Origin of the sequence: Paenibacillus sp. FSL H8-0048, from assembly GCF_038002825.1 — a bacterium.
Classification (GTDB): domain Bacteria; phylum Bacillota; class Bacilli; order Paenibacillales; family Paenibacillaceae; genus Paenibacillus_AQ.
Genome location: NZ_JBBODF010000001.1, coordinates 5,091,230 through 5,115,998, shown reverse-complemented (window position 1 = coordinate 5,115,998; position 24,769 = coordinate 5,091,230). Strand labels below are relative to the sequence as shown.

The window sequence follows — 24,769 nt, the reverse complement described above, 5'->3', positions numbered from 1 at the left end:
CTGTTTGCTTATATGCAGCTCTTCTAGCCTTTCTTGGGCTGGAAGGAGCTTTTGAGGGATACAATCAGATTGAACACCAGGTGCTCCGGCGACGAATACTTGCTGTCTACGTTGAAGTACCCGTGACGGAAGAACTGGAACTTGTCCTGTGCCACACTGTCCTTCAGCCCAGGCTCCACGAAGCCCTGCAGGATCTCGATGGACTTCGGATTCAGCTGATCCAGGAAGGTTGGCTCCGGCTTGTCAGCAGAAGGTTCCAGACCTTCTACTTCGGCATCCGTCTCCGCCTCTTCAGCAGAGATCAGCGGCTCATAGAGGCGGAATTCTGCCGGTACAGCCTGTCCTGCATCTACCCAGTGCAGCGTTCCCTTAACCTTGCGGCCGGTGAACCCGCTGCCGCTCTTCGTCTCAGGATCATAGGTACAATGCAGCTCCACCACTTCGCCGTTCTCATCCTTGATGAAGTCGTTGCACTTGATGAAATAAGCATTCTTAAGACGCACTTCATTGCCGGGGAACAAGCGGAAATACTTATTCGGCGGAACCTCCATGAAGTCATCGCGTTCAATATAGATCTCACGGGAGAACGGAATCTGGCGGTTGCCCATCTCCGGGTTCTCCACATTGTTCTCAATTTCGAAGTATTCGGTCTCGCCTTCGGGATAATTCGTAATAACCACCTTAAGCGGCCGCAGCACAGACATCGTCCGGGGAACCGTCAGCTTGAGATCTTCACGGATGAAGTGCTCCAGCATCTGCAGGTCCACGAGCCCCTGGCTCTTCGAGATGCCGGTCTCATGCACGAAGCTGCGAATGGCCTCCGGCGTATAGCCGCGTCGGCGCAGCCCGGAGATCGTCGGCATGCGGGGATCATCCCAGCCGTCCACATGGCCTTCATCGACCAGCAGCTTCAGCTTGCGCTTGCTCGTAACCGTCTGTGCCAGATTAAGGCGTCCGAATTCATATTGATGCGGTGCAGCCTCCATCTCACATTCCGCCACAACCCAGTCATAGAAGGGGCGCTGATCCTCGAACTCCAGGGAACAGAGGGAATGGGTGACATGCTCTATGGCATCCTCCAGCGGATGTGCGAAGGTATACATCGGATAAATGCACCATGCGTCACCCGTATTATGGTGATGGGAGTGGGAGATCCGGTAGATGACCGGGTCACGCAGATTGATGTTAGGAGAGGACATGTCAATTTTGGCGCGCAGAACCTTCTCGCCGTCCTTGAATTCTCCCGCCTTCATGCGGTGGAACAGATCAAGGTTCTCTTCTATCCCGCGTTCGCGGTAAGGGCTGTTCTGCCCCGGCTCCGTCAGCGTGCCCCGGAATTCACGGATCTGCTCGGCGCTGAGATCATCGACATAGGCCTTGCCCTTCTTGATTAGCAGTTCAGCCCGCGCATACATCTCTCCGAAATAATCCGAGGCGAACCGCAGCTCCTCCCATTCATACCCGAGCCATTTCACATCCTCCTGGATGGAGTTGACGTATTCGGTATCTTCCTTGAGCGGATTCGTGTCATCGAATCTCAGATGGGTCTTGCCGCCGAACTCATCCGCCAGCGTGAAGTTAATCCAGATCGCCTTGGCATGTCCGATATGTAAATAACCGTTCGGCTCCGGCGGAAAGCGGGTGACGACTTCCTTTACCTTACCCGAGCGGAGATCTTCGGTAATGACGTTCTTAATGAAATTGGAGGGTGTACCCTGGTTCTCCACATTGATCAACCTTTCATTCTGTAATATAACTACTTCCTTGTATGAACATGTTTCCTACTAATATACCCGTTAAGCAGGGAATGTTCAACAAGTGGAAGCGGCAGGTGCCGTCCTTTTAAAGGACGGTACCGCTTCAGCGAGAAATAGAAGGATAATTTATCGTGTGAAACATATAAATTCTTATATTTTAAAAGTTAAGAAGCAGCCCCCGCATCCTTTGACTTCTCTCCCGGCGATGGAGTAGCATGATAAATATAGGAATATTACGCTAAAGGGGGATGCTTATGCAGCCGGTAAAACTGCCTAAAGAGCAGCGGGAGATGATTACGGAGAATATCCGTGCCTACTTCGAGGCGGAGCGCGGGGAAACGATCGGCCACCTGGCCGCAGACAATCTGTTGGAGTTCTTCCTGAAGGAGCTGGGGCCGGCGATCTATAACGGGGCGCTTAGTGACTGCCGCACGCTTGCCCTCCAGCGCATGCAGGCCCTCGAGGAAGACATCTACGCCTTGGAGTGGCAGAAGCGTTAGTTCAGCGAAGCTTATATCTCACAACGCATAGGGGGCAGCCGCATGTTTAATTATGTCATAGATGAAGAGCTGAAGCTGAAGCTGCTCATGCCGGAGCATGCCCGTCAGATGTTCGCCCTGGTGGAACGCTCCCGCCACCGGCTCAGGCAGTGGCTGCCTTGGGTGGATGGCGTGACCGAGCAGGCTCATCTTACCACGTTCATCAAGAACTCTGTGAAGCAGGGCATTGATAACGGCGGCTTCACCGCCGGACTATGGGTCCGGGAGGAACTCGCCGGAATTATCGGCTATCACGAGATTGACTGGCATAACCGCTCGGTCGGCATCGGCTACTGGCTGGGCGAAGGCTATGAGGGACAAGGCTATATGACCAGCGCCTGCCGGGTCTTTGTTGATTACGCCCTGCTGGAGCTTGAGCTGAACCGCATCGAGATCCGTTGCGCTACAGGTAACCTGGCCAGCCGAGCGATCCCGCAGCGGCTGGGTTTCATCTTCGAAGGGGTTATCCGCCATGCCGAGAAGCTGCCTGCCGGTTATGTGAACCACGCAGTGTACGGCCTGCTGCGCAGCGAATGGAAGCTGTTGGGCTGAACGGAGATTCCGGTCCATGCCCTGCGGGGCAGCGAAGCCGTCCTGTCAAGGGACGGCTTCGTTTCAGCTATCACGGACATGTATAAGGCAGAGCAACAAGAACAGCTATAGAGCATAAATGGCAAGCTGTGCGCTAACCGGAAGTAGTTGGATTTTGTGCACTTGCTGAAGAACGATTTGCCTGGGTGCGAACAATAGTTGGATAATCAACACTTAAGTGAACACATTTCGTCTAACAGAGCTCAAACTAACTATTTTAGTTGCTCTTTTTCCACTTGTTTTCGGTTATTTGCCAGAAGTAGGCGAGTTAAGATACGTTTTTCCACTTATTTACTTGAAAGGCGGGTTGAGGGCGGCGGAGCGGCAGAGTGGCATGTGCAGGTGTGGAGTGGAGAGGGACGAATGCCCCAGTTCCCACCCCGTACCGCTTCCCCTTCACCACCCTAGCTCTCCGCCGCATCCAGCCAGCCCCGGAACCGCTCCCGGAGGCCAGCTGCAAGGCTCTCCAGTCCGGCGAGCTCCGCGAGTCCGGTGTGATCCTTGCGCCCGTGCTCCATCGAGTACAGGACCTGTCTCACCGGGATACGGCCTGCTCCGCTCGCAAGCTTCACAATCCGGTCCCCGGCTGCCAGGCTGCCTTCACGCAGCACGCGGAGGTAGAAGCCGCTGTAGCCGGTAGACAGCACCTGGGCCGGCATATCTGCCGGTCCATGCTTTTGCGTAAGCTTGAAGCACGGGAAGCGCGGCTGGCTCACCTCCAGCAGGGCTGTACCGATCTCGAAGATATCCCCGATACATACCTCGGTCTCCAGCAATCCGCGCGCCGTGATATTCTCGCCGAAGGCGGAAGACTCCAGCTTCCGGCCAAGCCGCTCCTCCCAATGGGCATAATGCTCCACCGGATAGACGCAGACTGCCTTGTCAGGGCCTCCATGGTTGACCAGATCCGCTTGCCCGTCCCCGGTGAACCCATTCGCCCGAAGTGCAAGCGGCCCGGCAACCGGCAGCTTGTAGATTCCGGTGTCCAGCGGCTTGCCGCGGTAGTCCACCGTCTTCGGCTTGCCTACATTCAGCGAGACAACTTGCATCTTCAGTTCAGTCTCCATCCCCTTCTCCTCCCGTCAGCCAGCAGCTCATGAATACTTCATCTACATAACGTCCGCTTAAGTAGAATTCCTCCCGCAGCCGTCCCTCTTCCTCGAACCCGCATTTGCGGTAGAACTGCAGCGCCGGTGTATTGCAGGACAGCACACGCAGCCGCAGCTTGCGGATGCCGTGCTTCGCGGCATGGCGCTTGATCTCTGCGATCAGCCGCGTGCCTACACCCAGCCGCTGAAAGCGCGGGTGCACCGCGATATTCACCTCGCATACATGTCGGTTGCTCTCCATCCCGCTGGGACAGCCGAAGCCGACATAACCGCATAGCTCCCCGTCCTGTAAGGCCACCAGCTGGGAGCCGGGCGGCGCATGCAGCAGATAGTCCTCCCGCGAGCGCCACATCAGCGGACCCGGGGTTGTATTCTCTGTCCAGATCATATTATCCAGCACGATCAGCTCACGGGCATCCCTGATTTCGGAGGGCCGGATCAGCAGCGCAGCATCTCTGTTAATTGGTTGCATTGTTTATACACCCCTTGCCTTACTAAGCATATAGTAAAAGGTTTAGTTCCAGCGTGAACGATTATGCAGTCCTGCGCTCAGGCAGAACGGCTGCACGGTTCATATAGGCGTGCAACGCGAAGAACCCAACGGACAGCACAGCCATGCCGCAAGCGAGCCAGCCGGTTGGCGCAAGACCGCCCCTGTCGAACTGAACGCCCATCAGATATGGCCCGATGACACGGCCGATTGCGCCGATTCCGCCGCTAAGTCCGAGATAGAACGGTGCGCTGCGCTGGGCAAGCTCCGAGATGAAGGAAGGCATCGCCGGAGAGATCAGCATCTCCCCGAGGGTAGCCAGCACCATGCCCAGCAGCATCCCCGGATAGCTTGGCATCATTAGAATTACAGCATACCCGCTCAGGTAAAAGACGGCGCTTGCTGTCATCTGCGCGGTTGACGTCTGCGCGAACCCGCGCTTGATCAGGCTGACCAGCGGCTGCGCCGCGAAGATCAGTACGCCGTTCAGCGTCCAGAGGAAGCCGTATAGCTGCTTCGACCAGCCTTCCGAGATAATGAACGGCGAGACTCCGCTGTTCCAGATCGAATTGCCGATCAGCAGGAACATTGAACCCAGCGCCATGAACAGATAGATGCGTATATGGCCGAGAAGTCTCCAGCCGGACACTTCATTCTGCGGCTGTTTTTTAACGGCTTGGCCCTGAGCCGGTGCCGCTCCTACCTTGCGCAGATAGACGAAGAAGAATCCGGCAAATACGGCCGAGGTGACCCCGTTGAGCACAAAGCTCAGCATATAATTGCCCAGGAAGCCGCTCAGCGAAGTTCCCAGGGCTACCCCTATATTATTGGCAACATAGATGATATTGAACAGCTCTGCGCGCTGCTCTGCGAACCGGAAGCCGATAAAGGCCTGAATGGCCGGGAGGGAGAGGGAGTTGAACAATCCCATCAGCCCCATCACGATAATGAATACGCTCCAGCTTCCGCTCGCCCACGGAAGGGCAAACAGCGTCAGAGCATTCATGGCCAGAGCGCCGACAATCAGGCGGTTGACCCCTACCTTATGGTAGAGCGAACCGCCCAGCAGCTGACCGGCAATCCCGCCAAGCGACTGCACCAGCAGAACGATTCCCGCGTCCTTCATACTGCGTCCCAGTTCATCGAATACATACATTGTAACCAGCGGCCACATCAGCGCACTGCCGGTAGCATTAATAAGACTGGCAATCAAGAATACTTTAATTTCCTTCGGATAGGCCTGCATAAATCTCATATCTTGTCTGTCATCCCCTGTAACATAGCTGTCATTAATCCATCCAGTATCATCCCAACACAGGGGGCAGGGCAAGTATTCGCGTTAATGCTGTATCGCGGCAAACCAGGGAATTATTCTATTGAAAATCAATTCCGTCTTCACCGCCGCCAGCGATATTAATATTCTATAACCCGCTCTTTCTCACGTAAACAAAAATACCTTGCCGGCACTGATTCGTTCCCCGGAACCCGGGGTAATGATCCATATGAAACACTCCCTATTTTATTCACCGTGAGATCCGATTTCGTTCCCCCGAATCGGATTGCACGGTGAATTTTGTTTAAATATAAGAATTTATAAGTCTTACTCTATAAATTATCCTTTTAAAAGGACGGCAAAGCCGTTTCCACTTGTGTCGGGAGAATGATTCTGTTATATTCACGCAAAAACACTCCCTGTCTCTGCGAATCCCTTGAAGCAGGGTACCGAGAAGCAGGAAGTGCTTAGGCCAAGCTATGTTACAATCCGGCGATATACACCGGGTCAGGTCCGATAATGATTAAGCGTGTTTCTTCAAGCCAGCAGCAGGGACGCCTGCAGCCGAGTTCACTGCTCCCGGCTCCTTGCGCAGATAGGCCATCCAGTACGCAGCAGCCACGAAGATCGCGCCGCCCGTCAGATTGCCCAGCCAGACCGGAACGAAGTTGGCCGCATACTGGCCCCAGGTGAAATGTCCTTCGAAGATTGCAGCAGGGATAAGGAACATGTTAGCTACAACGTGCTGGAAGCCGATGGCCACAAACGCCATGGTCGGGAACCAGATACCAAGGATTTTGCCGCTGAAATTGTCAGCCCCGTACGACAGCCATACCGCCAGCGCGACGAGCCAGTTACAGCCGATCCCGGAGATAAAAGCCTGCAGGAACGTAGCATCGATCTTATGCTCCGCCATGCTTACCAGCTTCTCCAGATACACACCATCTGATGTAAGGCCAACGATGTGACCGAAGAAGTACGCGACGAACAAGGCACCGGCCAGGTTGCTGAGCGTGATCAGCACCAGATTCTTCATCACTTCCCAGAACGAGATCTTCTTCGCAATGAATGCCAGCGGCACCGCCATCATATTGCCTGTCAGCAGTTCCCCTCCGGCAAGCAGCACCAGAATGAGTCCAACCGGGAACACCGCAGCCCCGATGAAGTTAGCAATGGACCCCCACTCGGCAGGTGCACCGGCAATGACACGAATATCCAGCAAAAATCCGAGCGCGATAAACGCTCCTCCCAGAAAACCGAGAATGAGTACAGTGCTAAGCGGATTGTGTGCCTTCTTGACTCCGTTCTCTACCGTAACTTCAGCGATTCCCTGCGGTTTGTTATAAGCCATGATTCCTATCCCCTTCTAATTACTTAAAATTTGTTCCTTTATGCCATTGTAACGTGATCCTAATCACATTTACGTGATAAAAATCACTATCCGAAAAACCAAGTGAAAGTTTTCACTGACATGTCAAATTTACCATAAAAGCTGGCGGCATGGTATATTTTTTCATCCCCGAGCTACTATTGCAGAACAAAATGCCTGCAGCCTCCCCTTCGTGATCGGTTTTTCGACCACATCCGGCCCACACGCCTCTGCCGTACCCAAAAAAAGAGCCCTAAGCGGGCTCCGGCAAAATGTTAGCTTTTATACATGTACAGGTTCTTTGACTGGAGCCGGTTTCGGCAGAGCCTGAAGGCCTGCGGTGTTCAGGAAGTTCCAAGGCTTGTTGTAATGCGGCTGGAAGAAGAAGTCGATGAAGGCCAGCTGGTCAACGGTCATCTTATTCTGGATGCAGACCGATACGGTATTGATCGACTGCGTCAGATCCATCTTGGACATAATCTGCGCGCCCAGTATGCGGCGGGTGGCACGGTCAAAGACCACTTTTACCTGAACCTGCTCGAAGGTCGGCATGAACTCCGGACGGTAGTTGTCGATCAGCATCACACTCTCCGTATCCATTCCCTCGGCTGCAGCCGCCTCTTCCGTCAGTCCGGTTCCGGCAATATTGTCCTCATAGATCTTGATGCCCGATGTTCCTTGCGTACCCATGTAAGGGATCGTATTCGAGACCAGATTGCGGGCGACCAGCGTTCCCATGCGCACTGCGTTGGTGGCCAGCGGGATATACGCGTGTTTACCAGTAGGATTGTAATGAATCGCGCAGCTGTCACCGGCAGCATAGACATCCGGCAGGCTGGTCTGCATATAATCGTTCACCATAATCGCGCCGTTCGGCAGCATATCCACTTGACCCTTCAGCAGGTCAGTATTCGGACGGAAGCCAATGCAGAGAATCACCAGATCCGTCTCATGCTCACCCTTGCTCGTAATCACCTTGGTCACTCTGCCGTTCTCCCCTGCGAAGGAGGCGACCTTCTCGCCCAGCGCCAGCTTAATGCCGTGATCCTCAAGCGACTGCTGGATCGGTGCGGTGAACTCTTCATCGAGATATTTGCTCAGGATGCGGTCTTCCCCATCAATCAGCGTAACTTCCTTGCCGTTCATCTGAAAAGCTTCCACCAGCTCGACCCCGATATATCCGGCACCGACCACAGTAATTCTATTCACCTTCTGCGCTTCTTCGATAATGGTGTTGGAGTGATTGTAGTTTTTCGAGAGCAGGATGCCCTCCATCTCTATTCCTTCGAGCTTAGGCACGATCGGCCATGAGCCGGTTGTCATAATTAGTTTGTCATAAGTATCTTCCATTTCCTCGCCGGTCACGAGGTTGCGGGCTTTCAGCGTCCGGCGGGCGGTGTCAATGTTGATTACCTCATGGCGCATCTTCGTCTGCACACCCAGCGCAGCCAGCTGTTCCGGGGAGGAATAGAATAGTCCCTGCGGGTCCTTGACCACACCGCCAACGTATAAGGCAATGCCGCAAGACAGGAATGAGATATTATCGTTTCGCTCGTACACCGTTATTTGTGCATCCGGGTATAACTGTGCGGTATTTACTATGGCGGCCGTTCCGGCGTGGGTACATCCAATGACTGCTACTTTCATGATTTCTTCCTCCTCCAAGTTGAAAAGCTTATTTAGTAGGGCTTGTGTTTACATTTGTGATTGTTTTCACTTTATACATTGATTATATTGTGATATTTATCACATTACAAGTAGTTTTGTGATTTTTCTCACAATGTTCACAATTTTAAATTTTAATAACTTTGGAGTTTCACCCCGTTATCCACTCCACTAGTACCGCCGATGCGCTCTTCAACCTTGGCTTAGTTTCCCCCGGAGGAGGGGCATTATGTCTGCCAGGAGCAGGAAACCGCAGGAGAGAGCTTGACTGAGGTGGCGAATCCCGGTCCCATTGTGATCGGTTTTTCGATTACATTCGGCTTACGCGACGCTCCCCGTCCATTTGTGATCGGTTTTTCGATTACATTTGGCCTATGCGGCGCTCCCGGTCCAATTGTGATCGTTTTTTCGCATACATTTGGTCCATGTGCCTGCGACATCTCCCATTGTGATTGGTTTTCCGCATACAAAATAGCCTCACCCTCCGCAGCATACCTGCGGTAAAGTGAGGCCACACTAGAACTATTAGCTCAGGGATGCCTTATTCCAGACCGGAAATTACGCCATCCTCATCCACCAGTATTCCTTCTGCCGCCGGCTTGGCGGGGAGGCCCGGCATCGTGACCATGTTGCCGGTGATCACTACAGCGAATCCCGCCCCGAGGGACAGGGTGATGTCCCGGACGCCCATGGTGAAGCCTTCCGGGGCTCCGAGCAGCCGGGGCTGATCCGAGAAGGAATACGGGGTTTTGGCCATGCAGACTTGAAGATGGTGCAGGCCCAGCCGGTCAATAATAGCTAGACTGCGCTTAGCGGCCGGAGAGAAGGCTACTCCAGCTCCACGGTAGATCTCCGTGACAATGCGGTTAATTTTGGACGGAATATCCAGATGGTCGTCATATAGCGGTGCGTACTGCACAGGCTCCTCCTGGTCCAGCAGCTTCAGCAGCTCCTTCGCCAGCTCCTGTCCGCCCGCGCTTCCCTCCGCCCATACCTTGGATACCGCAGCAGGTACACCCAGCCGCCCGCAAGCCTCCAGCACCTCATTCACTTCAGCAGGGGCATCCCCTTCAAAATAATTCAGCGCCACCAGCACAGGCACGCCGAACTTGCGCAGATTCTCAATATGCCGCTCTATATTGGACAAGCCGGAGAGCAGCGCCGGCCGGTTGCCCTCATACAGCTCTTCCTTGCGGACACCGCCGTTGTATTTGAGCGACTTCACCGTAACCACCAGGACAGCCGCAGCAGGAGCAAGCCCCGCCTGGCGGCATTTGATGTCCATGAATTTCTCCGCGCCCAGGTCCGCGCCGAAGCCTGCCTCGGTCACCACCACATCGCCCAGCTTCAGCGCGTAGCGGGTTCCGATCACACTGCTGCAGCCGTGGGCAATATTGGCGAACGGGCCGCCATGCACAATGACCGGGGTTCCTTCCAGCGTCTGCACCAGATTCGGCTTCACCGCCTCCTTCAACAGCGCAGTCATCGCCTCCACAGCTCCAATTGCCTGGGCGGTTACCGGTTGTCCTGCATGGTCATACCCGACCAGAATACGGCTAAGCCGCTGCTTCAGATCCGCAAGGTCGCTGCACAGGCAGAGCACGGCCATAATCTCCGAGGCTGTTGTAATCTGAAAACCGCTCTCCCGCACAGTTCCGTTGCCGTCACCAATGCCGGTCACAATATTCCGCAGGCTGCGGTCATTCATATCCATAACACGTTTCCAGACGATCCGCTGCGGATCAAGCCCCAGGCTGTTGCCCTGGAACATATGATTGTCGATCATCGCCGAGAGCAGGTTATGCGCCGCTGTTACAGCATGGATATCCCCGGTGAAATGCAGGTTGATCTCATCTGCCGGAACGATCTGCGCCTTGCCGCCCCCGGTCGCTCCGCCCTTCATCCCAAGACACGGACCAAGCGAAGGCTCACGCAGCGCTGCTACCGTGCGTACACCCGCTGCATTCATCGCCTGGGCGAGCCCGATCGTCGTCAGCGTCTTGCCTTCACCTGCCGGTGTAGGATTCATTGCGGTAACCAGAACCAGCTTGCCGTCCGGTTTGTGCTTCAGCTCTGCCCAGAGCGAGGGCGCCAGCTTGCTTTTATATTTGCCGTACAGTTCCAGATGCTCTTCCTTGATCCCCGCTGCCGATGCTACCTCTGTAATTAACCTCATGCCTGTATGTAACCCTCCTGCCGTTATTATCCTGCATCCTTGCTTCCTGTAAGCCATTCATGGTGTCACGCGAAACATGTCTCTTCAAAGAATACAGGGTCTCTGAAAAGATTCAAGGATAATTTTCATAAAGGGTAACTTCAGCGCAAAGGATTTCAGCCTCATTACAGCAGAGATTCGATAAGCCCCTTCATGCTCTCCGGTGATTCCTTCGGCTCGACCCGGGCCACTACATTGCCGCTGCGGTCCACCAGGAACTTGGTGAAGTTCCACTGGATATCACTGCTCTCGCCGTCACCCGGCTGCTGGCCCTTCAAATATTGAAACAGCAGACTCGCCTCCGGACCATTCACATCGACCTTGGCGAACACCGGGAACGTGACTCCATAGTTAATTTGGCAAAAGGACTCCGCTTCCTCGCTTGTGCCCGGTTCCTGACCCCCGAACTGGTTGCACGGAAAGCCCAGCACTACCAGCCCCTGGTCCCCGTAATGCTCGTGCAGCTTCTGCAAATCTCCGTATTGCGGGGTCAGTCCGCACTTGCTGGCCGTATTGGCGATCAGCAGCACCTTGCCCTCATAGTCCTTAAACGGCACTTCAGTACCCGAAGGCTTCACTCCGGAAAAACTATAAATTGACATTTCTGCTTCGCTTCCTTTCGGCTATATAATTCACCTCTTTATTTTACCCTATTCGCAGCCAAAACCAAATTCCGGCGGGGATGGCTACGCCCTGCGTTCCAGCCCGCAGGCTTCGGCGATGAGCCGGATGGATTGCAGCTTGTCCGCGAAGTCATGGATATGCGAAGAAATCATCAGTTCCCCGCAGCGGTACTCTTCAGCCAGCAGCTGAAGCTGCTCCCTGACTTCAGCAGGCGAGCCTATGACCATCCGCTTCCGGTTATCTGTAATGGTGAAGCGGTCGTACGGGGTATATGTATAGTTCAGCGCAGTCTCTACGGACGGAGTCGGGGAAGAGATGTGTTCTCTCTCCAGGCTGACTAGCGAGAGATCCATACTGGCAGCCAGCCGGTCTGCCCCCGCCGATGTCTCCGCACAGACGGCGAACACCGCAAGCAGCGACTTCGGCGTTGCAGCAGCCACGGACGGCGTGAAGCTGTCCTGGTAATCATGCACCGCGCCTGCTCCTCCATTCCGGGCAATGAACCGGGCGAAGGCATACCCGGTTCCCAGCCGGGCCGAAAGCGCCGCACTCTCCCGGCTTGAGCCCAGCAGCCAGACCTCCGGCGCTGAATCCACCGCAGGCGTTGCCCGTAATCCGGCATACCGCCGCGGGGAGGCTCCGCCCTCAGATTCATAGAGATAGGCCACCAGCTCCTGAATCTGCTGCTCGTACCGGTCAACGTCGTCAATAGTGACACGGGTATCCTGCAGTGCTTTGGCGGCCAGAGCGCCGCCGCCTGCCGCCCGCCCTATCCCAAGGTCGATCCGCCCGGGATAGAGCGCCTCCAGGACACGAAAATTCTCAGCGACCTTGAACGCACTGTAATGCGGGAGCAGCACCGCTCCCGAGCCGATGCGGATCGCTGAGGTCACCGCAGCAAGATGCGCCATCAGCACTTCAGGGCTGGAGCCGGCGAGGCCCGGCGCAGCATGATGCTCCGCGACCCAGAAACGGTGATAGCCGAGCCGCTCCGCCTCGCGGGCCAGCAGCGCCGTCTGCCGGAGCGCTTCGGCCGGAGTGCTTCCCTCCGGCACCGGGGATTGATCGAGAATGCTTAATTTCATATGAGAGCAGCTCCAATGGGTTGGATTTTCGAGGCTTCAGCATACCGTACATCCTATACTAACTATACCCGTACCGTTGTAATTCACAAACGGAAGACTATAATCCGCCCAAACAAACGCACGGGCTGAAGATACAGTTCAGCCACAGACAGATGTGTCAAAGGTTACTTGCACAGGAAACAGGCGGCTCTTCAAGGATCACGGAGCCGCCTGTTTAATTTTCACTAGGAAGGAATGCATCAACGCTGTTCATGTTCCTTTTTCAGGGAGCCATGTTACCCGATGCTGTTGGTGATACTGGTAGTGCTCCTGTTGCTTACCGGCGCTGCCTCTTTTACTGTTGCACCATCTTCACCAGCATATGCGCCAGACGGTGGCGCTCCTCCTTGTTGCCGGCCTTCCACAATTCCAGCAGCAGCTTCTCTTCACTATTGCGGGGCTCCTCATACGCTGCCAGGTAACCGGCGATTTTCTCGGCGGCCAGTGCCAGCTGTTCGTCGCTGAGACCGATTTTTTGCGCCAATTGAATGCGCTTTCCTAAATACGCCTTGAAGTGCTCGAAGTTGTCCAGTATCATTTCCTTCTGCCCCGGATCAATCCGGTCCAGCGCCTCCGTTACCCGGTTCATGGTCACACTGCCGTCCTTACTCACCACATGATTATGTTCAGACATCAAGAAACGCCTCCCATTTCATAGTGTGCGGTTTCCCACTACTTAACCAGCGTTCCCGGGGGTGAACCACCGTTCACGAACGAGTCTCCGCCCGCTTCAGCAGCATGCAAGGCATGCAAGTGGATAAACGTATCTTATTTTCCCGGTTTCAGCGGATTGTCAGGAAGCAAGTGGATAAACAGCATCTAATTGGTGGCGTTTGACTACTTTTGCTGAATATTGATTAATTAAGTGCTCATTATCCAACTGCTGCCGGAGGATAGCTCAATCGCGCCGCAGCAGCTGGATGAAATCCACTTATTTCCTGAATGGAAGGACAGATACTGGTGACAAGCCACCGCCCGCTGCCCAGACACACAAAAGGCCCCGCAAATCGCGGGACCGCCTAGATTATAGTGCGGGTTTAATTCGACACCGGGACGGCGTCATAATATTCTTCGAGTGTGATCCCTCTTTCGGCGATAGAAGCGGCTATCTCCTTGCCTACATAACGGACATGCCAAGGCTCGTATTTGTACCCGGTAATGGCCTCCTTGCCCTCAAGGAACCGGATGATATAGCCGTATTCAGCGGCATGGGCGGCAAGCCACTCTGCTTCCTTCGTCCCTGCAAAGCAGCTCTCGGCTGCACATTTGCCGTCTCTGCCGGACAGGTCAATGGCCAGTCCCGTCTGATGCTCGCTGTGTCCCGGCATGGCACTGTAGGTGCGGGCCTTCTCTTCACCGTCTCTGGCGACATAGTTATTGAACAGCCTTTTCTGGGTCGATTCCGAACGGTAGCCGGATACACCGGCCAGATAGACCCCGTCCGCCTTCGCCCCTGCGAACATCTCCTCCAGCGCCGTAGCCGCTTCACGCCGCAGCATGCGCTTCTCAATCTTTTCCGAGAAAATAAAAGGAACATCCGGGTAGACCAGATCGGAAGGCTTATATTTATCAGGCAGGCTGTACTGCTTATTGACCATGACCGCGATGCTCTCGGGCTCGGCTACGACCATCTCCGCAGCGTTGTTCCCGGAAGTACCATTGCCTGAAGCGCCAGGAGCGGGCTGATCCGTAGGCTCCGGCACTGCCGAAGCTTCAGGCGCTGCATCCGGCCCCTCGGCTCCCAGATCTGTACCTGTGTTTATATTGGTCCCGTTCTCCGGGGAAGCGGAGGGGGCTGTATACTTCCCTATTCCCCAGCCGACCGCAATGACGACGATGAGCAGAATGACAATTTTGGCGGTTTTGGACATACTGTGTAATCCTCCTAAACGTTGTGTACCCTCGCACTCTTGAATGCGGCAGAACCCCGCCTGATCCAAAAGTGCAGGTTACATTCTATATCTCTCTATACTTGTACCCGAATGTTTCCCGCGGTATCTATTAGACAGGCCCGATAGCCAAAAGGTTTCAGTAAATAAATATTACCATAGAATCATTGGCTGTTACGCCAACGGCCCTATGGTAACAAGGATTAGCTATGCATGTAAAGCGCCTTTATCTGGAGGAGCCGCGTCCGCCGCGTGAACCGCCGCCGGAGCCGCCGCTGCGCCCGCCGCGCGATGAATTCCCGCCGCTGCTGCGTCCGCCTGAGCTGAAGCCGCCTTTACCGCCCTTGGAGCTGCCTCGTGAGCCGCCCTTGGGAGCGGAGGCGTTATAGCCCCCGGCATCGTTGCTGCGCGCTACATGCGCCCGGAATTTCGGGCTCGACTTCGCGCCGCCGGGATTATATCCGGCACCGGAGCCGGCACCCTTCGAAGCGCCGTAGCTGAAGCCCCCGGCTTCCGCGCCCCGCGATACGTTGGTGCTGTAGCCGCTGCTCGGCCCGCCCTGGGAGGCGTTGCCTCTCGCGGCTCCGCCCCGCGTAGCGCCGCCCTTGCCGCCGCGCCCGCCGGCGGCACCTGCACCTGCACCCGCAGCATAGCCGCTGGCTGCTGCGCTGTCGACGCCGCTGGCGAAGGCGCCGTAGCCGCCGCCAGGTCTCGGCTTCTTCGCCGCGCCTTGCCCGGCGGAGTCGCCCTTCGGCGCCGCAGCCGCGCTGTACGCGCTGCGCTTGCCGCCTCCGGCCGCGTCCTTCCGGCTGCGGCCGCCGCCTTCCGCAGGCGCGCCCCAGCCGCCTGCGTCCTTGCCGCTGCGTCCGCGCCCGCCCGGACGCCCTGCGGCTTCGCCGCGCGGCGCACCGCCGCTGCGGCCCTGCCCGCGGCCGCCACGGCCGGCGCGCGCCGCTTCAGGCGCAGCGCTCTGCCGCCCGCGCGGCGAGCCGCCGCCTTGGACCGAGGTGAATTCGCCTACGCCGAATTCATCCTTCTCGTACCGGCGGCGGTCCAGCCGCTGGGAGATGCCGTGCTCGATCAGTGCGAGCCCGTCGCGCTCGCGCGGCGAAGCGAACGTGATCGCGAGGCCTTTGCCTCCGGCGCGGCCCGTGCGGCCAATCCGGTGAATATAGCTGTCCGCATCCAGCGGAAGATCATAGTTGAAGATATGGGTGACCCCTTCAACGTCCAGGCCGCGTGCCGCCACATCCGTAGCCACCAGCAATTGCAGCTTGGCGTCACGGAACCGCTTCATGACAGCTTCGCGCTTGCCCTGCGACAGATCGCCATGCAGCTCGTCGCTTTCATAACCGGCCGCCTGCAGCGCCTCGTTCAGCTTGATGGCCCGGCGCTTCGTGCGGCAGAAGATGATCGCCAGATAAGGGCGGTCGCGCTCGATCAGGGAGATCAGTGCCTCTTCCTTATTGCGGTCCGAGCATTCCACCACCTGCTGGCGGATATTGTCCAGAGGGATCGGCGAGCCGCTCTTAATAATGACATCCAGCGGCTCCTTCATATAGTTTGCTGCCAGCCGCTTGATCGGGTCCGGCATCGTCGCAGAGAACAGCATCGTCTGACGGCGGTAAGGCACCGCCGTGATGATCGTCTCCACATCCTCCAGGAAGCCCATATGCAGCATCTGGTCCGCTTCATCCAGCACCAGCATCTTCACGCCGCTGAGGTCCAGGGTCTCCCGGCGCAGGTGATCCAGCAGCCGTCCCGGCGTACCGATGATCAGATGTCTGCCGCCTTCCAGCTTACGCAGCTGCTTCTCCACATCCTGGCCGCCGTAGACCGCCAGAATCTTCACGCCTGTATGACGGGCTAGCTTACGCGCCTCTTCGGTAATCTGCAGCGCCAGCTCACGCGTCGGCGCAAGAATCAGCGCCTGCGGATAAGCGGCCTCGACCCGGATCTTGTCCATAATCGGCAGCAGAAAAGCCAGCGTCTTCCCCGTTCCAGTCTTCGCCCGCGCAATGACATCCAGACCCTGCACCAGCGGCGGAATCGCCTCTTCCTGCACCGGCGTCGGCTTCACGATACCCTGCCCCTTGAGCAGATCGATCAGCACTTCTGATACTCCTAAATCTTTAAAACCCGGCAATTGCTCCACCTCACTAATTTCCCTAAATTTTCATTCCATCCTGTCAGTCCATAACTTATATTCACATTCTTATCGTTTCAAAACAAAGCGGAAGCACCCCGTCACCGGAGCCCTTCCGTCCCATGGGCCCGCAAGGCAGCGGTCGAACGTTCGGTTATACGGCGCAGCAGCGATCCACCGGACGTTCAGACGGCACTCCATTTGCGTTCCATTACACTTTAATTGTGGCAAGTTATCTTAATATTGTACTTGATTGTGCAGCCTTTGTGTGCATCCGGCAAAGAATAATTATTTATCCGGCTCTTCCGGCTAGAATCTGCCCGATTTGAAGATGGAGAACAGCAGCCACAGAATCATCAGCAGAGCGATAACCGAACCGATCTCGACAATCGGAAAGTCCCAGAGCAGCGACGGCTCGCCGCGCAGGGAGGAGGCGACAATCAGTCCGGCCATGATAATGCTGAAGGCCAGCAGCACGATACTGAAGGAGAGGCGGTTGCCGATCCGGCTGAACTTATGCTCCAGGTCCTGCAGCTCGGGTACCCCGATCTCTACCTTCAGCTTCCCCTTGCTGATCAGCGAGGAGAGCTGCCGGGCCTGGGCGGGAAGCTCAACCAGACTCTCGGCAAGATCAGCTACTCCGCCCAGCAGCTTGCGCTGCAGGCGGCTTCCGCTGAAGCGCTGCTTGATCAGTTGCCTGCCGAACGGCTCGGCCATCTGCATAATGCTGAAGGCCGGGTCCAGGCTGGCAACCATGCCCTCCAGGGTCAGCATTGTCTTGCCCAGCAGCGCCAGATCCGGCGGAATGATCAGCCGGTGCTTGCGGGCAATGCTGAACAGATCATTCAGCGCCTTGCCGATGCTGACCTGCTTGAACGGGATATCATAATACTGCTCGCGCAGCCGGTCCATATCCTCGTGCAGCGCCATCCGGTCAGCCTCCTCCGGAATCACTCCCAGACGCAGAATGGCCCGTACCATCGAGTCCGTATTCTTCCGCATGAGTGCAATCACCAGCGCGGACAGGCCATCCTTCATATCCTCGCTAAGCCGCCCGACCATTCCAAAGTCGATCAGAGCCAGCTTTCCGTCCTCCAGCACCATGACATTGCCCGGATGCGGGTCGGCGTGAAAGAAGCCATGAATAAAAATCTGGTTCAGCATCATCTCCACAAACTGCTGGGCAATGGTCTTAAGCTTCATGCCCGAATTCACCAGCTCGTCCTTGCGGTTCAGTGTAATCCCTTCCATATACTCCATGGTCAGAACCCTGGTGGAGCTGAAGTCCCAGTAGATGGCCGGAATATATATGTTATCATGAGCGGACACCTGCCCGGATATACGTTCGGCATTGCGCCCTTCCTGGGCGTAATCCAGCTCCGCCATCAGAGCCCGTGAGAATTCCTCGACCATCCGGGCTAACCCGTATTGCCTGGCCCAATCCATCTTGCGCTCGGCGAGCTGGCTTAGATCCGATAGAATCTCAAGATCCCTGCTCATCGTCCGCATGACGCCTGGACGTTGTATTTTGACCGCTACACTCTGCCCGCCATGCAGCACAGCCCGGTGCACCTGGCCGATGGAGGCGGCAGCGAGCGGATTGTTCTCGAAATATTCGAAGACCGCATCAATGGGCTGATCCAGCTCCTGCTGCAGAATATTGCGGGCCGTCTCGGCTGAGAACGGCGGCACATTGTCCTGCAGCTTCACCAGCTCCTGAATAATCGCATCAGGCAGCAGATCGGAGCGCGTACTGGCAAGCTGGCCCAATTTGACGAAGGTCGGCCCCAGCTCCTCCAGCACCCTGCGGACCCGTTCAGCAAGGGTCACACTTTCATGAACCTCCTGTGTGATGATCCGGCGGGGAAGCGACAGAAGATGGTAGAGGCCCAGTTCCTCCACCATATAGCCGAAGCCATGACGCATAAGCGCCATGGCGATTGCCCGGTAACGTCCGGCATGCCTTATGCGGACAGCCATTTATTCCGTACGCTGTTCCGGCACGGTGGTCTCCTGGGGTGACTTGCCTTCCAGCTCGGCAACACGGCCCTCAAGCTGGGCAATGCGCGACTCCAGCCTAGTGATATCCTCCTGCACAGGTACCTTAAGCTCCTTCAGTACCCGCTGAACCTGCTCCTGCACGGCAGACTTGAACGCACCCCGTTCTTCATCTCCGCGCTCTACCAGCCGGTCCACCAGAGCCTTGGATTCCGACGGGGCCAGCTCGCCCCGCTTCACAAGCTCGTCTACGACCTTTTCAACCTTTTCCTTGCTGACAATGGTGAGGCCTACGCCTAATGAGATAGCTTTCTTCAACAGATCACTCATGGTACTTCCCTCCCAAAGATTGCAGTTATGGATAAAGTATACCCCTTCGCCCGCCATTTCACAAAATAACCCCACAAAAGTGGGGCTTAGCTTCGGGTATTGCCGATTATTGGCTGATTATCTGGGGATACGCGCCGCCCAGGTGGCTGCCCGCAGAATCAGCTGGCGGATAGCCGGATGCCGGAATGACGGCTCATGATGGCCGGGCATCAGATAGACCACCCGCCCGAGGCCATAGCTGTGGCACCAGGCCGCAGGCAGCATCTCCCCGTCCGCCTCGTATTCGAGCAGAATCTGCTTCTCGGTGAACGGATCGAACTCGAACCGGTACGGCTCTTCATCGAGCTGGAAGTCTTCGATGCCTTCGGTAATATCATGCTCCTGTACCTTGAACTGAAGCGGAGTATAGGCCGGGTGGCCGGTGAATCTGGCACCGATCAGCTGGGCCAGCTCATATCGCTTCGCCAGGGATACCCCGGTGTGCAGGACGATCAGACCGCCTCCTCCGCTGACATAACTCAGCAGACCTGCAGTCTGCTGTGGAGATACGGTTTCATTCCACAATTCATTATATGCGATGCACAGATCATATCCGGACAAATGCTCGCTCAGCATCAGCTTCTTGTTCTCCGAGCATTGCACGGTCAGAAGCTCATTCAGAATTTCACTGACCTGCTTGTCCACACCCTGCAACGGGTGAAACCGGGGGTGTGTGTAATCGCCTAACAACAGGCATTTTCTCTTATCCATAGGTCTCCTCCTCCATATCTCTCTGTATTTGTAGTTGTAGTTGTAATTGAACTTCCGCTGCTAGCGGGTAGCTGCAATATAGCGGCCCAGGGTAACAAACATGCTGCCCATCCGCTCGTGCTCCGGCATGACGATCCGCTTCACGCCCTCTTCCTTCAGGGCCTCCGAGGTCATACGGCCGACAGATACCGCCAGTACCTTGTCTTCAAAAGCCTGCACCAGCTCCGCAAGCCGCCCCTGCTCCCTCGCATGCTGTGCCAGAAAGCGGAATTGCGGCGCACTTGTGAATGCCACCGCATCCACCTGCCCTTCGGTGATCTCTGTAAGCAGCAGCTCCAGCGCTCCAGGCTCCGGCTGAGTATACCGGTAAGGCTGCACACAGCTTACAGCTGCGCCTGCCTGCTCCAGCCATCCGACCAGCTGCGGGGCGGTCTCCCCGTGCAGCTGAAGCATGACGCGCTTGCCCTGCAGATCATATTCCTGCAGGCCGCGAATCAGTCCGGCCGAGCTGCCGTCATCGTCACGCACGACCGGCTCAAGCCCGCGCTTCTTCAGGGCATTCACTGTCTTATAGCCACGGGCAGCAACAGGCGAGCCAGAGAGAACCTCCAGGAAGCGGTCCGCAAGCGCAAGCTTCGCAGCCGTCTCGAACAATGCGTCCAGCCCCATACCGGTAGTCAGAATAGCCAGATCCGGCGGCTGCTCCGTCCAGGCAATCAGCCCCTCACGCAGAGCGGCATCATCCAGAAAGGTAGTCCCTTGAGCGGGACGGTGCAGCGCGGTTCCTCCCATATTCTCTACCAGCTTAGCCATATCTTCCGCTTTACGCGGACCGGCCAGGGCTACGGTAATGCCCTTCAATTGCTCTGCCATGAACGCTTCTCCCCTTCATCACCCCGTATTGTTGCTTATCAGTATACTTGCAAAGTGAGGTAAAAGAAAAGAGGGATGAAGCTGTATTTGTAGTTAAAAGTAATTCTCACACGTACAAATTGGAGACTCTACTGATTACCCGGGTGCAGCTTGAAGCGTCCGACCAGCTGCTGCAATTCATCGGCTTGGCGGCTCAGGTCGGCTGAGGAAGAGGCGATCTCTTCCACCGAGGCAAGCTGCTGCTGGGCTGCTGCCGAGATCGTCTCGGTACTGCCTGCCGCAGCCTCGGTGATGCCGCGGATCTCGCTAATGGCTTGGTCCAGACTGTCTGCTTCTGCGCTCAGGGTCTGAACGCCTTCGTTCATCCCGCTTATAGTCTCTGCGGCCCCTTTAATTGCCCTGCGGATGCGCGAGAACGAACGCCCCGTTGTATCCACAGCCATAATGCCGTCCATTACCTTGCTCTTCGCCTCCTCCATGGATGCCGTAGCACGGATCATCTCTGCATGGATAGAGGCAACCTGTTCGGAGATCAGGCTTGCCGACTTCCCGGATTCTTCCGCCAGCTTGCGGACCTCCGAGGCTACCACAGCGAATCCGCGCCCCTGTTCACCGGCTCTGGCCGCTTCTATGGACGCATTCAGCGCCAGCAGGTTCGTCTGCCGCGAGATTCCCGAGATCACACCGGTAATCCCCTGGATCTGTCCGACCCGCTCACTCAGCTGATCGATGACGGTACCCATCTCCTCCACGGTCTCATGAATACCGTTGATTTTGTCGACTACGCTGATGACCGAATCATTGCCCTCCGAAGCCGACAGCGAGGTCTTGTCCATCATTCCCGACACCTGCTTCATGAACTCCGAGATATGGGCTACCTCGGATGTGGTGGCAGCTGTGCTTGCCATCCCTTTATGTACACTGCCCACCTGCTGCTGTGTGCCGGCAGCCACCTCCTGGATGGCCACTGTAACATGCTCTATAGCTTTGGTCGTCTGCTCTGCCCCGGCGCTCAGCTGCTCGGCGGAGAAAGAGACCTTATCCGTCATGGTCTGTACCCCGATAATCATCTGCCGCAGATTATCCACCATCTGGCGGAAATTCACAGCCAGCAGGCCGATCTCATCTCCCCTGAAGTCCCCGATATCCTGCGACAGGTCGCCGCCGGCAATCCGCTCGGTTGCCTTGCGCAGGCGGATCAGCGGCTTCAGAATCGACGCGATATTGAAATAGACCAGCACCAGCGCCAGCAGCACGGATATAGGGAGGACCAGCCAGACCGTCTCACGGATATCGCCGGTTGCCTGCGTAATCTCATTCAGGCTGATGGTGCCCCCGATTCTCCAGCCCGTCAGCTCATTCACCATGAAGGTCATCTTCTTGGGTGCATCCTTATATACATAATCGAAGCTTCCGCCCTCGCTCCCGAACATTTGCTTCACGAACTCAAGCGAGGATTCCACGCCAATTGCTTCTGTGGGATGAACCAGGAATTCCTTGCTGCTGTCGATAATCAGAATGTAGCCCTCCTGTCCGACCTTGATTTTCGTCATATCGGCAAGGGAAGACAGATTCAGATCAAGGCTGACTACGCCGTTTCCGCCCGCCAGTACCGATGATACCGCAATGGCGCTCTCCCCCTTCACCGTCTGAAATACCGGGGAGATCACTGTACCGCTGCCTTGCTTAAGCGCATTGATATATGTATTTTCCTTGCGGGGATCATAGCCTTCCGGCAGCTCCAGCTCTGCGGCACGGATGCTCTTGCCTTTGCTGGTTCCGGCATAAATATCAAGCACATCGGGATGCAGCGCCGCGTACTCCCTTAATCTGCTCTCCAGCTCAGGGGCGGTCAGACCAGCCGCCTCGTTATTAATGGAATCTGCCGGAAGCTGTCCGGCAAAATAGAGGATATCATCTATTTTCGACTGAATATTGGAATTTATGATCTGATTCACTGCCATTACACTTTCCTGGGCATTAGTAGTAAGCTGCTCCTCCATGGTGCTGCTGGCCGATTGATAGGTTAACCAGCCTATAATGATGCTCGGTACCAGCAAGACAAGCAAATAGGTAGTAATCAGCTTCGTACGGATGTTCAGACGCACCTTTTTATTCATATGATGGACTCACTCTCTCTTTCTCTCTTTCTTCATGGGTCTTAAGATGGATCATGGCGGCAGGCTTTATATATAATTAAATATCAGCCCCCGAAACCCTCTTTTTCCTCGTATTTAATGATAATTTCCCTATGTTTATTGATAATTTTTATAGAAGCACAGTAAAAAGACCGTTCCAATGAAAACGGTCTTTTGTTATATTCCCTTACTATGCGGACCCTCGCAGCTCATACAAATGTCCTAGTTCTGGCGTGAATTCCTGCTCTGGCAAGCCGGGCAGATCCCCCCGAATACCACATGTGTATGAGTGATCGAATATCCCGTATCCGCCGCTACCGAATCGCTCCACTCCTGCGGGACCTGGCTCATTACTTCATCCACAGCACCGCAGATTTCACAGACGATATGCTGGTGGTCGTCCAGACGGGCGTCATAGCGGCTGGCCGCCTCGCCCAGCTTCAGCTCGCGGATCATCTGCTTATCTGTAAGATAGCGCAGGGAATTGTAGACCGTTCCATAGGCCAGGTTATGCCCCTGCTCGACCAGCCGGTTCATGACTTCGGCAGCGGTAGGGTGATCGTGGGAATTGCGGACGATATCGTATACGGCTTGACGCTGAGAGGTAAGGTTCAAGGTTCTCATCTTTATCATCCTCTAATTTATTTTTAGATCAAGTATAAGTCCTGATGCCAGAAGCGTCAATGCGGCAGACCCCAAGACCTGTCCAATGCGATGTACGTTCAGCCCGGAAGCACTCGCTCCTATCACAGCTTCGCTTACTAACTGGCCTTAGGCTGCTGTCTGCCCTTCTTCTTCATCTTTCTGTTGCGGATAGAGCCCACGATCCATAGCAGCAGTGGCAGCAGGATGAAGAGGACAGGAAGGTTGAACGGCACAGCCACCAGCTTGGGAAAGAGAATCGAGCTATCCACAAAGTTGCGCGGCAACATGGAGAGCACCAGTGCTATGGGAGCCGCGATAAAGATGACAATGCGCCAACGCTTGATGCCGAACCATTGCGCACTTCCGTATGAGGCTGCAAACAAATACAGTGATATTTTAATGAAAATCCCCATAATCCAAATTGCTATAACAATGGCATCTAAATTCTGCAGGAAGCCAAAGGAGACGAAGCGCACCAGATTAAGAAACGGATAGCTTTGTCTGGACGCGGTTGAATGGCTGAAGATTGCAATACACTGCATTGCAGACAGCATCGTGAAAAGTCCGGCCACCACTGAGCCGATCACCGCCCCTTTCATGCCATCACGCGGATGAGCAAGAAAGGGGAGGACCATCATGAGCAGAATGTTGTCTCCCAGAAATGACGCGGTTGGCATCGCCCCCTGCACCAGCACTGACAAGCTGTTATCAGCCAGAACCGGCAGCAGGTTATTGACTTGGATCTGTGAAATATTGAGCAGCAGCGGCACCATAATACCAAGCAGGATGAGCGGTCCCAGCACCTCACTGCATCTTGCCAGCACCTCGATGCCGGCGAAGGATACATACGCCGCTATAATGAGCATGCCGATAATGGGGACGATAACCGGTGTCAGCTGAAGAATCGTCCCAATCATGAAATCCCCATATTGCCGCAAAATAATCGCCAGCACAATGATCCAATACACGACATACAGCAAAATAACGATATGCCCCAGAATCTTGCCCAAGATTTTCGGCGCGTAGGTAATCAGGGATTCACCTGGATACATTAAGCTGATACGGGTCAGCACGTAGGCCAGACCTGTCGAGAACAGCGTGGACAGCAATATGGATATCCAGGCGTCCTGCTTGGCGATGGCAATGGTAGGATTGATGGTGAGCAGAATGGTCATGCCAATCTGCATGGTGGAAATCAGCCAAAACACCTGATTGCCGCTGATTTTCTCCTTGCTCATGAAGGC

At 55.6% G+C, this 24,769-nt stretch carries 21 protein-coding genes; 2 read left to right on the top strand and 19 right to left on the bottom strand.

Translation table 11 applies throughout. The annotated features are described in order from the left end of the window. Positions 1-23 precede the first annotated feature (23 nt). Positions 24-1,727 carry a glutamine--tRNA ligase/YqeY domain fusion protein gene (locus NSU18_RS21940; RefSeq protein ID WP_341018544.1) on the bottom strand — a complete coding sequence of 568 codons (1,704 nt, stop codon included), beginning with the start codon at positions 1,725-1,727 and terminating at the stop codon, positions 24-26. A 284-nt stretch (positions 1,728-2,011) separates the two neighbouring features. Between NSU18_RS21940 and NSU18_RS21935 the strand changes: the two genes are divergently transcribed. Beyond that, positions 2,012-2,257 carry a DUF2164 domain-containing protein gene (locus NSU18_RS21935; RefSeq protein ID WP_036690395.1) on the top strand — a complete coding sequence of 82 codons (246 nt, stop codon included), beginning with the start codon at positions 2,012-2,014 and terminating at the stop codon, positions 2,255-2,257. 42 nt (positions 2,258-2,299) lie between these two features. Next, positions 2,300-2,848: a GNAT family N-acetyltransferase gene (locus NSU18_RS21930; protein WP_341150047.1), complete on the top strand. Its 549-nt coding sequence runs from the start codon at positions 2,300-2,302 to the stop codon at positions 2,846-2,848. A gap of 443 nt (positions 2,849-3,291) precedes the next feature. On the opposite strand, the gene NSU18_RS21925 is transcribed toward NSU18_RS21930, so the two are convergent. The 18 genes from NSU18_RS21925 to NSU18_RS21840 form a co-directional block, all read right to left on the bottom strand. Next, positions 3,292-3,954 carry an MOSC domain-containing protein gene (locus NSU18_RS21925; protein ID WP_341016089.1) on the bottom strand — a complete coding sequence of 221 codons (663 nt, stop codon included), beginning with the start codon at positions 3,952-3,954 and terminating at the stop codon, positions 3,292-3,294. Beyond that, positions 3,944-4,468: a GNAT family N-acetyltransferase gene (locus NSU18_RS21920; protein ID WP_340751227.1), complete on the bottom strand. Its 525-nt coding sequence runs from the start codon at positions 4,466-4,468 to the stop codon at positions 3,944-3,946. The genes NSU18_RS21925 and NSU18_RS21920 overlap by 11 nt, the downstream gene beginning before the upstream one ends. A 61-nt stretch (positions 4,469-4,529) precedes the next feature. After that, a complete protein-coding gene (locus tag NSU18_RS21915; protein ID WP_341150046.1) occupies positions 4,530-5,741 on the bottom strand; it encodes an MFS transporter in 1,212 nt (403 codons plus the stop codon). 541 nt (positions 5,742-6,282) lie between these two features. Further along, positions 6,283-7,110 carry a formate/nitrite transporter family protein gene (locus NSU18_RS21910; RefSeq protein WP_341016084.1) on the bottom strand — a complete coding sequence of 276 codons (828 nt, stop codon included), beginning with the start codon at positions 7,108-7,110 and terminating at the stop codon, positions 6,283-6,285. 300 nt (positions 7,111-7,410) lie between these two features. Further along, the gene (locus NSU18_RS21905) at positions 7,411-8,775 is read right to left on the bottom strand and encodes an FAD-dependent oxidoreductase (protein WP_341150045.1); all 1,365 of its coding nucleotides are present in this window, start codon (positions 8,773-8,775) and stop codon (positions 7,411-7,413) included. 559 nt (positions 8,776-9,334) lie between these two features. Beyond that, positions 9,335-10,969 (bottom strand): formate--tetrahydrofolate ligase, encoded by a 1,635-nt coding sequence (locus NSU18_RS21900; protein ID WP_341150044.1) that lies wholly within the window; start codon positions 10,967-10,969, stop codon positions 9,335-9,337. Between the two features lie 164 nt (positions 10,970-11,133). Beyond that, the gene (locus NSU18_RS21895) at positions 11,134-11,610 is read right to left on the bottom strand and encodes a glutathione peroxidase (RefSeq protein ID WP_341150043.1); all 477 of its coding nucleotides are present in this window, start codon (positions 11,608-11,610) and stop codon (positions 11,134-11,136) included. Positions 11,611-11,694: 84 nt separating this feature from the next. Beyond that, entirely contained in the window at positions 11,695-12,717 is a 1,023-nt protein-coding gene (locus tag NSU18_RS21890; protein WP_341150042.1) for an LLM class flavin-dependent oxidoreductase, read from the bottom strand. 334 nt (positions 12,718-13,051) lie between these two features. Continuing rightward, positions 13,052-13,390, bottom strand: coding sequence for a DUF3243 domain-containing protein (locus tag NSU18_RS21885; RefSeq protein ID WP_340751213.1), 339 nt, complete (start codon positions 13,388-13,390; stop codon positions 13,052-13,054). 403 nt (positions 13,391-13,793) lie between these two features. After that, complete coding sequence (locus tag NSU18_RS21880; RefSeq protein ID WP_341016078.1) at positions 13,794-14,627, bottom strand: M15 family metallopeptidase; 834 nt, start codon at positions 14,625-14,627, stop codon at positions 13,794-13,796. 244 nt (positions 14,628-14,871) lie between these two features. Beyond that, a complete protein-coding gene (locus NSU18_RS21875; RefSeq protein WP_445321817.1) occupies positions 14,872-16,758 on the bottom strand; it encodes a DEAD/DEAH box helicase in 1,887 nt (628 codons plus the stop codon). 342 nt (positions 16,759-17,100) lie between these two features. Further along, on the bottom strand, positions 17,101-18,771 hold the full coding sequence (locus tag NSU18_RS21870) for an ABC1 kinase family protein (protein WP_341016076.1): 1,671 nt from the start codon (positions 18,769-18,771) through the stop codon (positions 17,101-17,103). Continuing rightward, positions 18,772-19,119 (bottom strand): phasin family protein, encoded by a 348-nt coding sequence (locus tag NSU18_RS21865; RefSeq protein ID WP_341016074.1) that lies wholly within the window; start codon positions 19,117-19,119, stop codon positions 18,772-18,774. Between the two features lie 117 nt (positions 19,120-19,236). Continuing rightward, a complete protein-coding gene (locus NSU18_RS21860) occupies positions 19,237-19,869 on the bottom strand; it encodes a ThuA domain-containing protein (protein WP_340751203.1) in 633 nt (210 codons plus the stop codon). Positions 19,870-19,929: 60 nt separating this feature from the next. Beyond that, positions 19,930-20,742 carry a uroporphyrinogen-III synthase gene (locus NSU18_RS21855; RefSeq protein ID WP_341016072.1) on the bottom strand — a complete coding sequence of 271 codons (813 nt, stop codon included), beginning with the start codon at positions 20,740-20,742 and terminating at the stop codon, positions 19,930-19,932. 128 nt (positions 20,743-20,870) lie between these two features. Next, positions 20,871-22,862: a methyl-accepting chemotaxis protein gene (locus NSU18_RS21850; RefSeq protein ID WP_341150040.1), complete on the bottom strand. Its 1,992-nt coding sequence runs from the start codon at positions 22,860-22,862 to the stop codon at positions 20,871-20,873. 240 nt (positions 22,863-23,102) lie between these two features. Next, positions 23,103-23,504 (bottom strand): Fur family transcriptional regulator, encoded by a 402-nt coding sequence (locus tag NSU18_RS21845; protein WP_036692190.1) that lies wholly within the window; start codon positions 23,502-23,504, stop codon positions 23,103-23,105. A gap of 137 nt (positions 23,505-23,641) precedes the next feature. Beyond that, positions 23,642-24,763 (bottom strand): GerAB/ArcD/ProY family transporter, encoded by a 1,122-nt coding sequence (locus NSU18_RS21840; protein ID WP_341150039.1) that lies wholly within the window; start codon positions 24,761-24,763, stop codon positions 23,642-23,644. Between the last annotated feature and the right edge of the window lie 6 nt (positions 24,764-24,769).

Excerpts from the sequence above, each read along its gene's own strand:
- NSU18_RS21890 (WP_341150042.1), bottom strand. The coding sequence starts at position 12,717 with ATGAAATTAAGCATTCTCGATCAATCCCCGGTGCCGGAGGGAAGCACT.
- NSU18_RS21840 (WP_341150039.1), bottom strand. The coding sequence starts at position 24,763 with ATGAGCAAGGAGAAAATCAGCGGCAATCAGGTGTTTTGGCTGATTTCC.
- NSU18_RS21900 (WP_341150044.1), bottom strand. The coding sequence starts at position 10,969 with ATGAGGTTAATTACAGAGGTAGCATCGGCAGCGGGGATCAAGGAAGAG.
- NSU18_RS21895 (WP_341150043.1), bottom strand. The coding sequence starts at position 11,610 with ATGTCAATTTATAGTTTTTCCGGAGTGAAGCCTTCGGGTACTGAAGTG.
- NSU18_RS21860 (WP_340751203.1), bottom strand. The coding sequence starts at position 19,869 with ATGGATAAGAGAAAATGCCTGTTGTTAGGCGATTACACACACCCCCGG.
- NSU18_RS21855 (WP_341016072.1), bottom strand. The coding sequence starts at position 20,742 with ATGGCAGAGCAATTGAAGGGCATTACCGTAGCCCTGGCCGGTCCGCGT.
- NSU18_RS21925 (WP_341016089.1), bottom strand. The coding sequence starts at position 3,954 with ATGGAGACTGAACTGAAGATGCAAGTTGTCTCGCTGAATGTAGGCAAG.
- NSU18_RS21845 (WP_036692190.1), bottom strand. The coding sequence starts at position 23,504 with ATGAGAACCTTGAACCTTACCTCTCAGCGTCAAGCCGTATACGATATC.
- NSU18_RS21910 (WP_341016084.1), bottom strand. The coding sequence starts at position 7,110 with ATGGCTTATAACAAACCGCAGGGAATCGCTGAAGTTACGGTAGAGAAC.
- NSU18_RS21935 (WP_036690395.1), top strand. The coding sequence starts at position 2,012 with ATGCAGCCGGTAAAACTGCCTAAAGAGCAGCGGGAGATGATTACGGAG.
- NSU18_RS21915 (WP_341150046.1), bottom strand. The coding sequence starts at position 5,741 with ATGAGATTTATGCAGGCCTATCCGAAGGAAATTAAAGTATTCTTGATT.
- NSU18_RS21865 (WP_341016074.1), bottom strand. The coding sequence starts at position 19,119 with ATGAGTGATCTGTTGAAGAAAGCTATCTCATTAGGCGTAGGCCTCACC.
- NSU18_RS21920 (WP_340751227.1), bottom strand. The coding sequence starts at position 4,468 with ATGCAACCAATTAACAGAGATGCTGCGCTGCTGATCCGGCCCTCCGAA.
- NSU18_RS21885 (WP_340751213.1), bottom strand. The coding sequence starts at position 13,390 with ATGTCTGAACATAATCATGTGGTGAGTAAGGACGGCAGTGTGACCATG.
- NSU18_RS21905 (WP_341150045.1), bottom strand. The coding sequence starts at position 8,775 with ATGAAAGTAGCAGTCATTGGATGTACCCACGCCGGAACGGCCGCCATA.
- NSU18_RS21850 (WP_341150040.1), bottom strand. The coding sequence starts at position 22,862 with ATGAATAAAAAGGTGCGTCTGAACATCCGTACGAAGCTGATTACTACC.
- NSU18_RS21930 (WP_341150047.1), top strand. The coding sequence starts at position 2,300 with ATGTTTAATTATGTCATAGATGAAGAGCTGAAGCTGAAGCTGCTCATG.
- NSU18_RS21880 (WP_341016078.1), bottom strand. The coding sequence starts at position 14,627 with ATGTCCAAAACCGCCAAAATTGTCATTCTGCTCATCGTCGTCATTGCG.
- NSU18_RS21870 (WP_341016076.1), bottom strand. The coding sequence starts at position 18,771 with ATGGCTGTCCGCATAAGGCATGCCGGACGTTACCGGGCAATCGCCATG.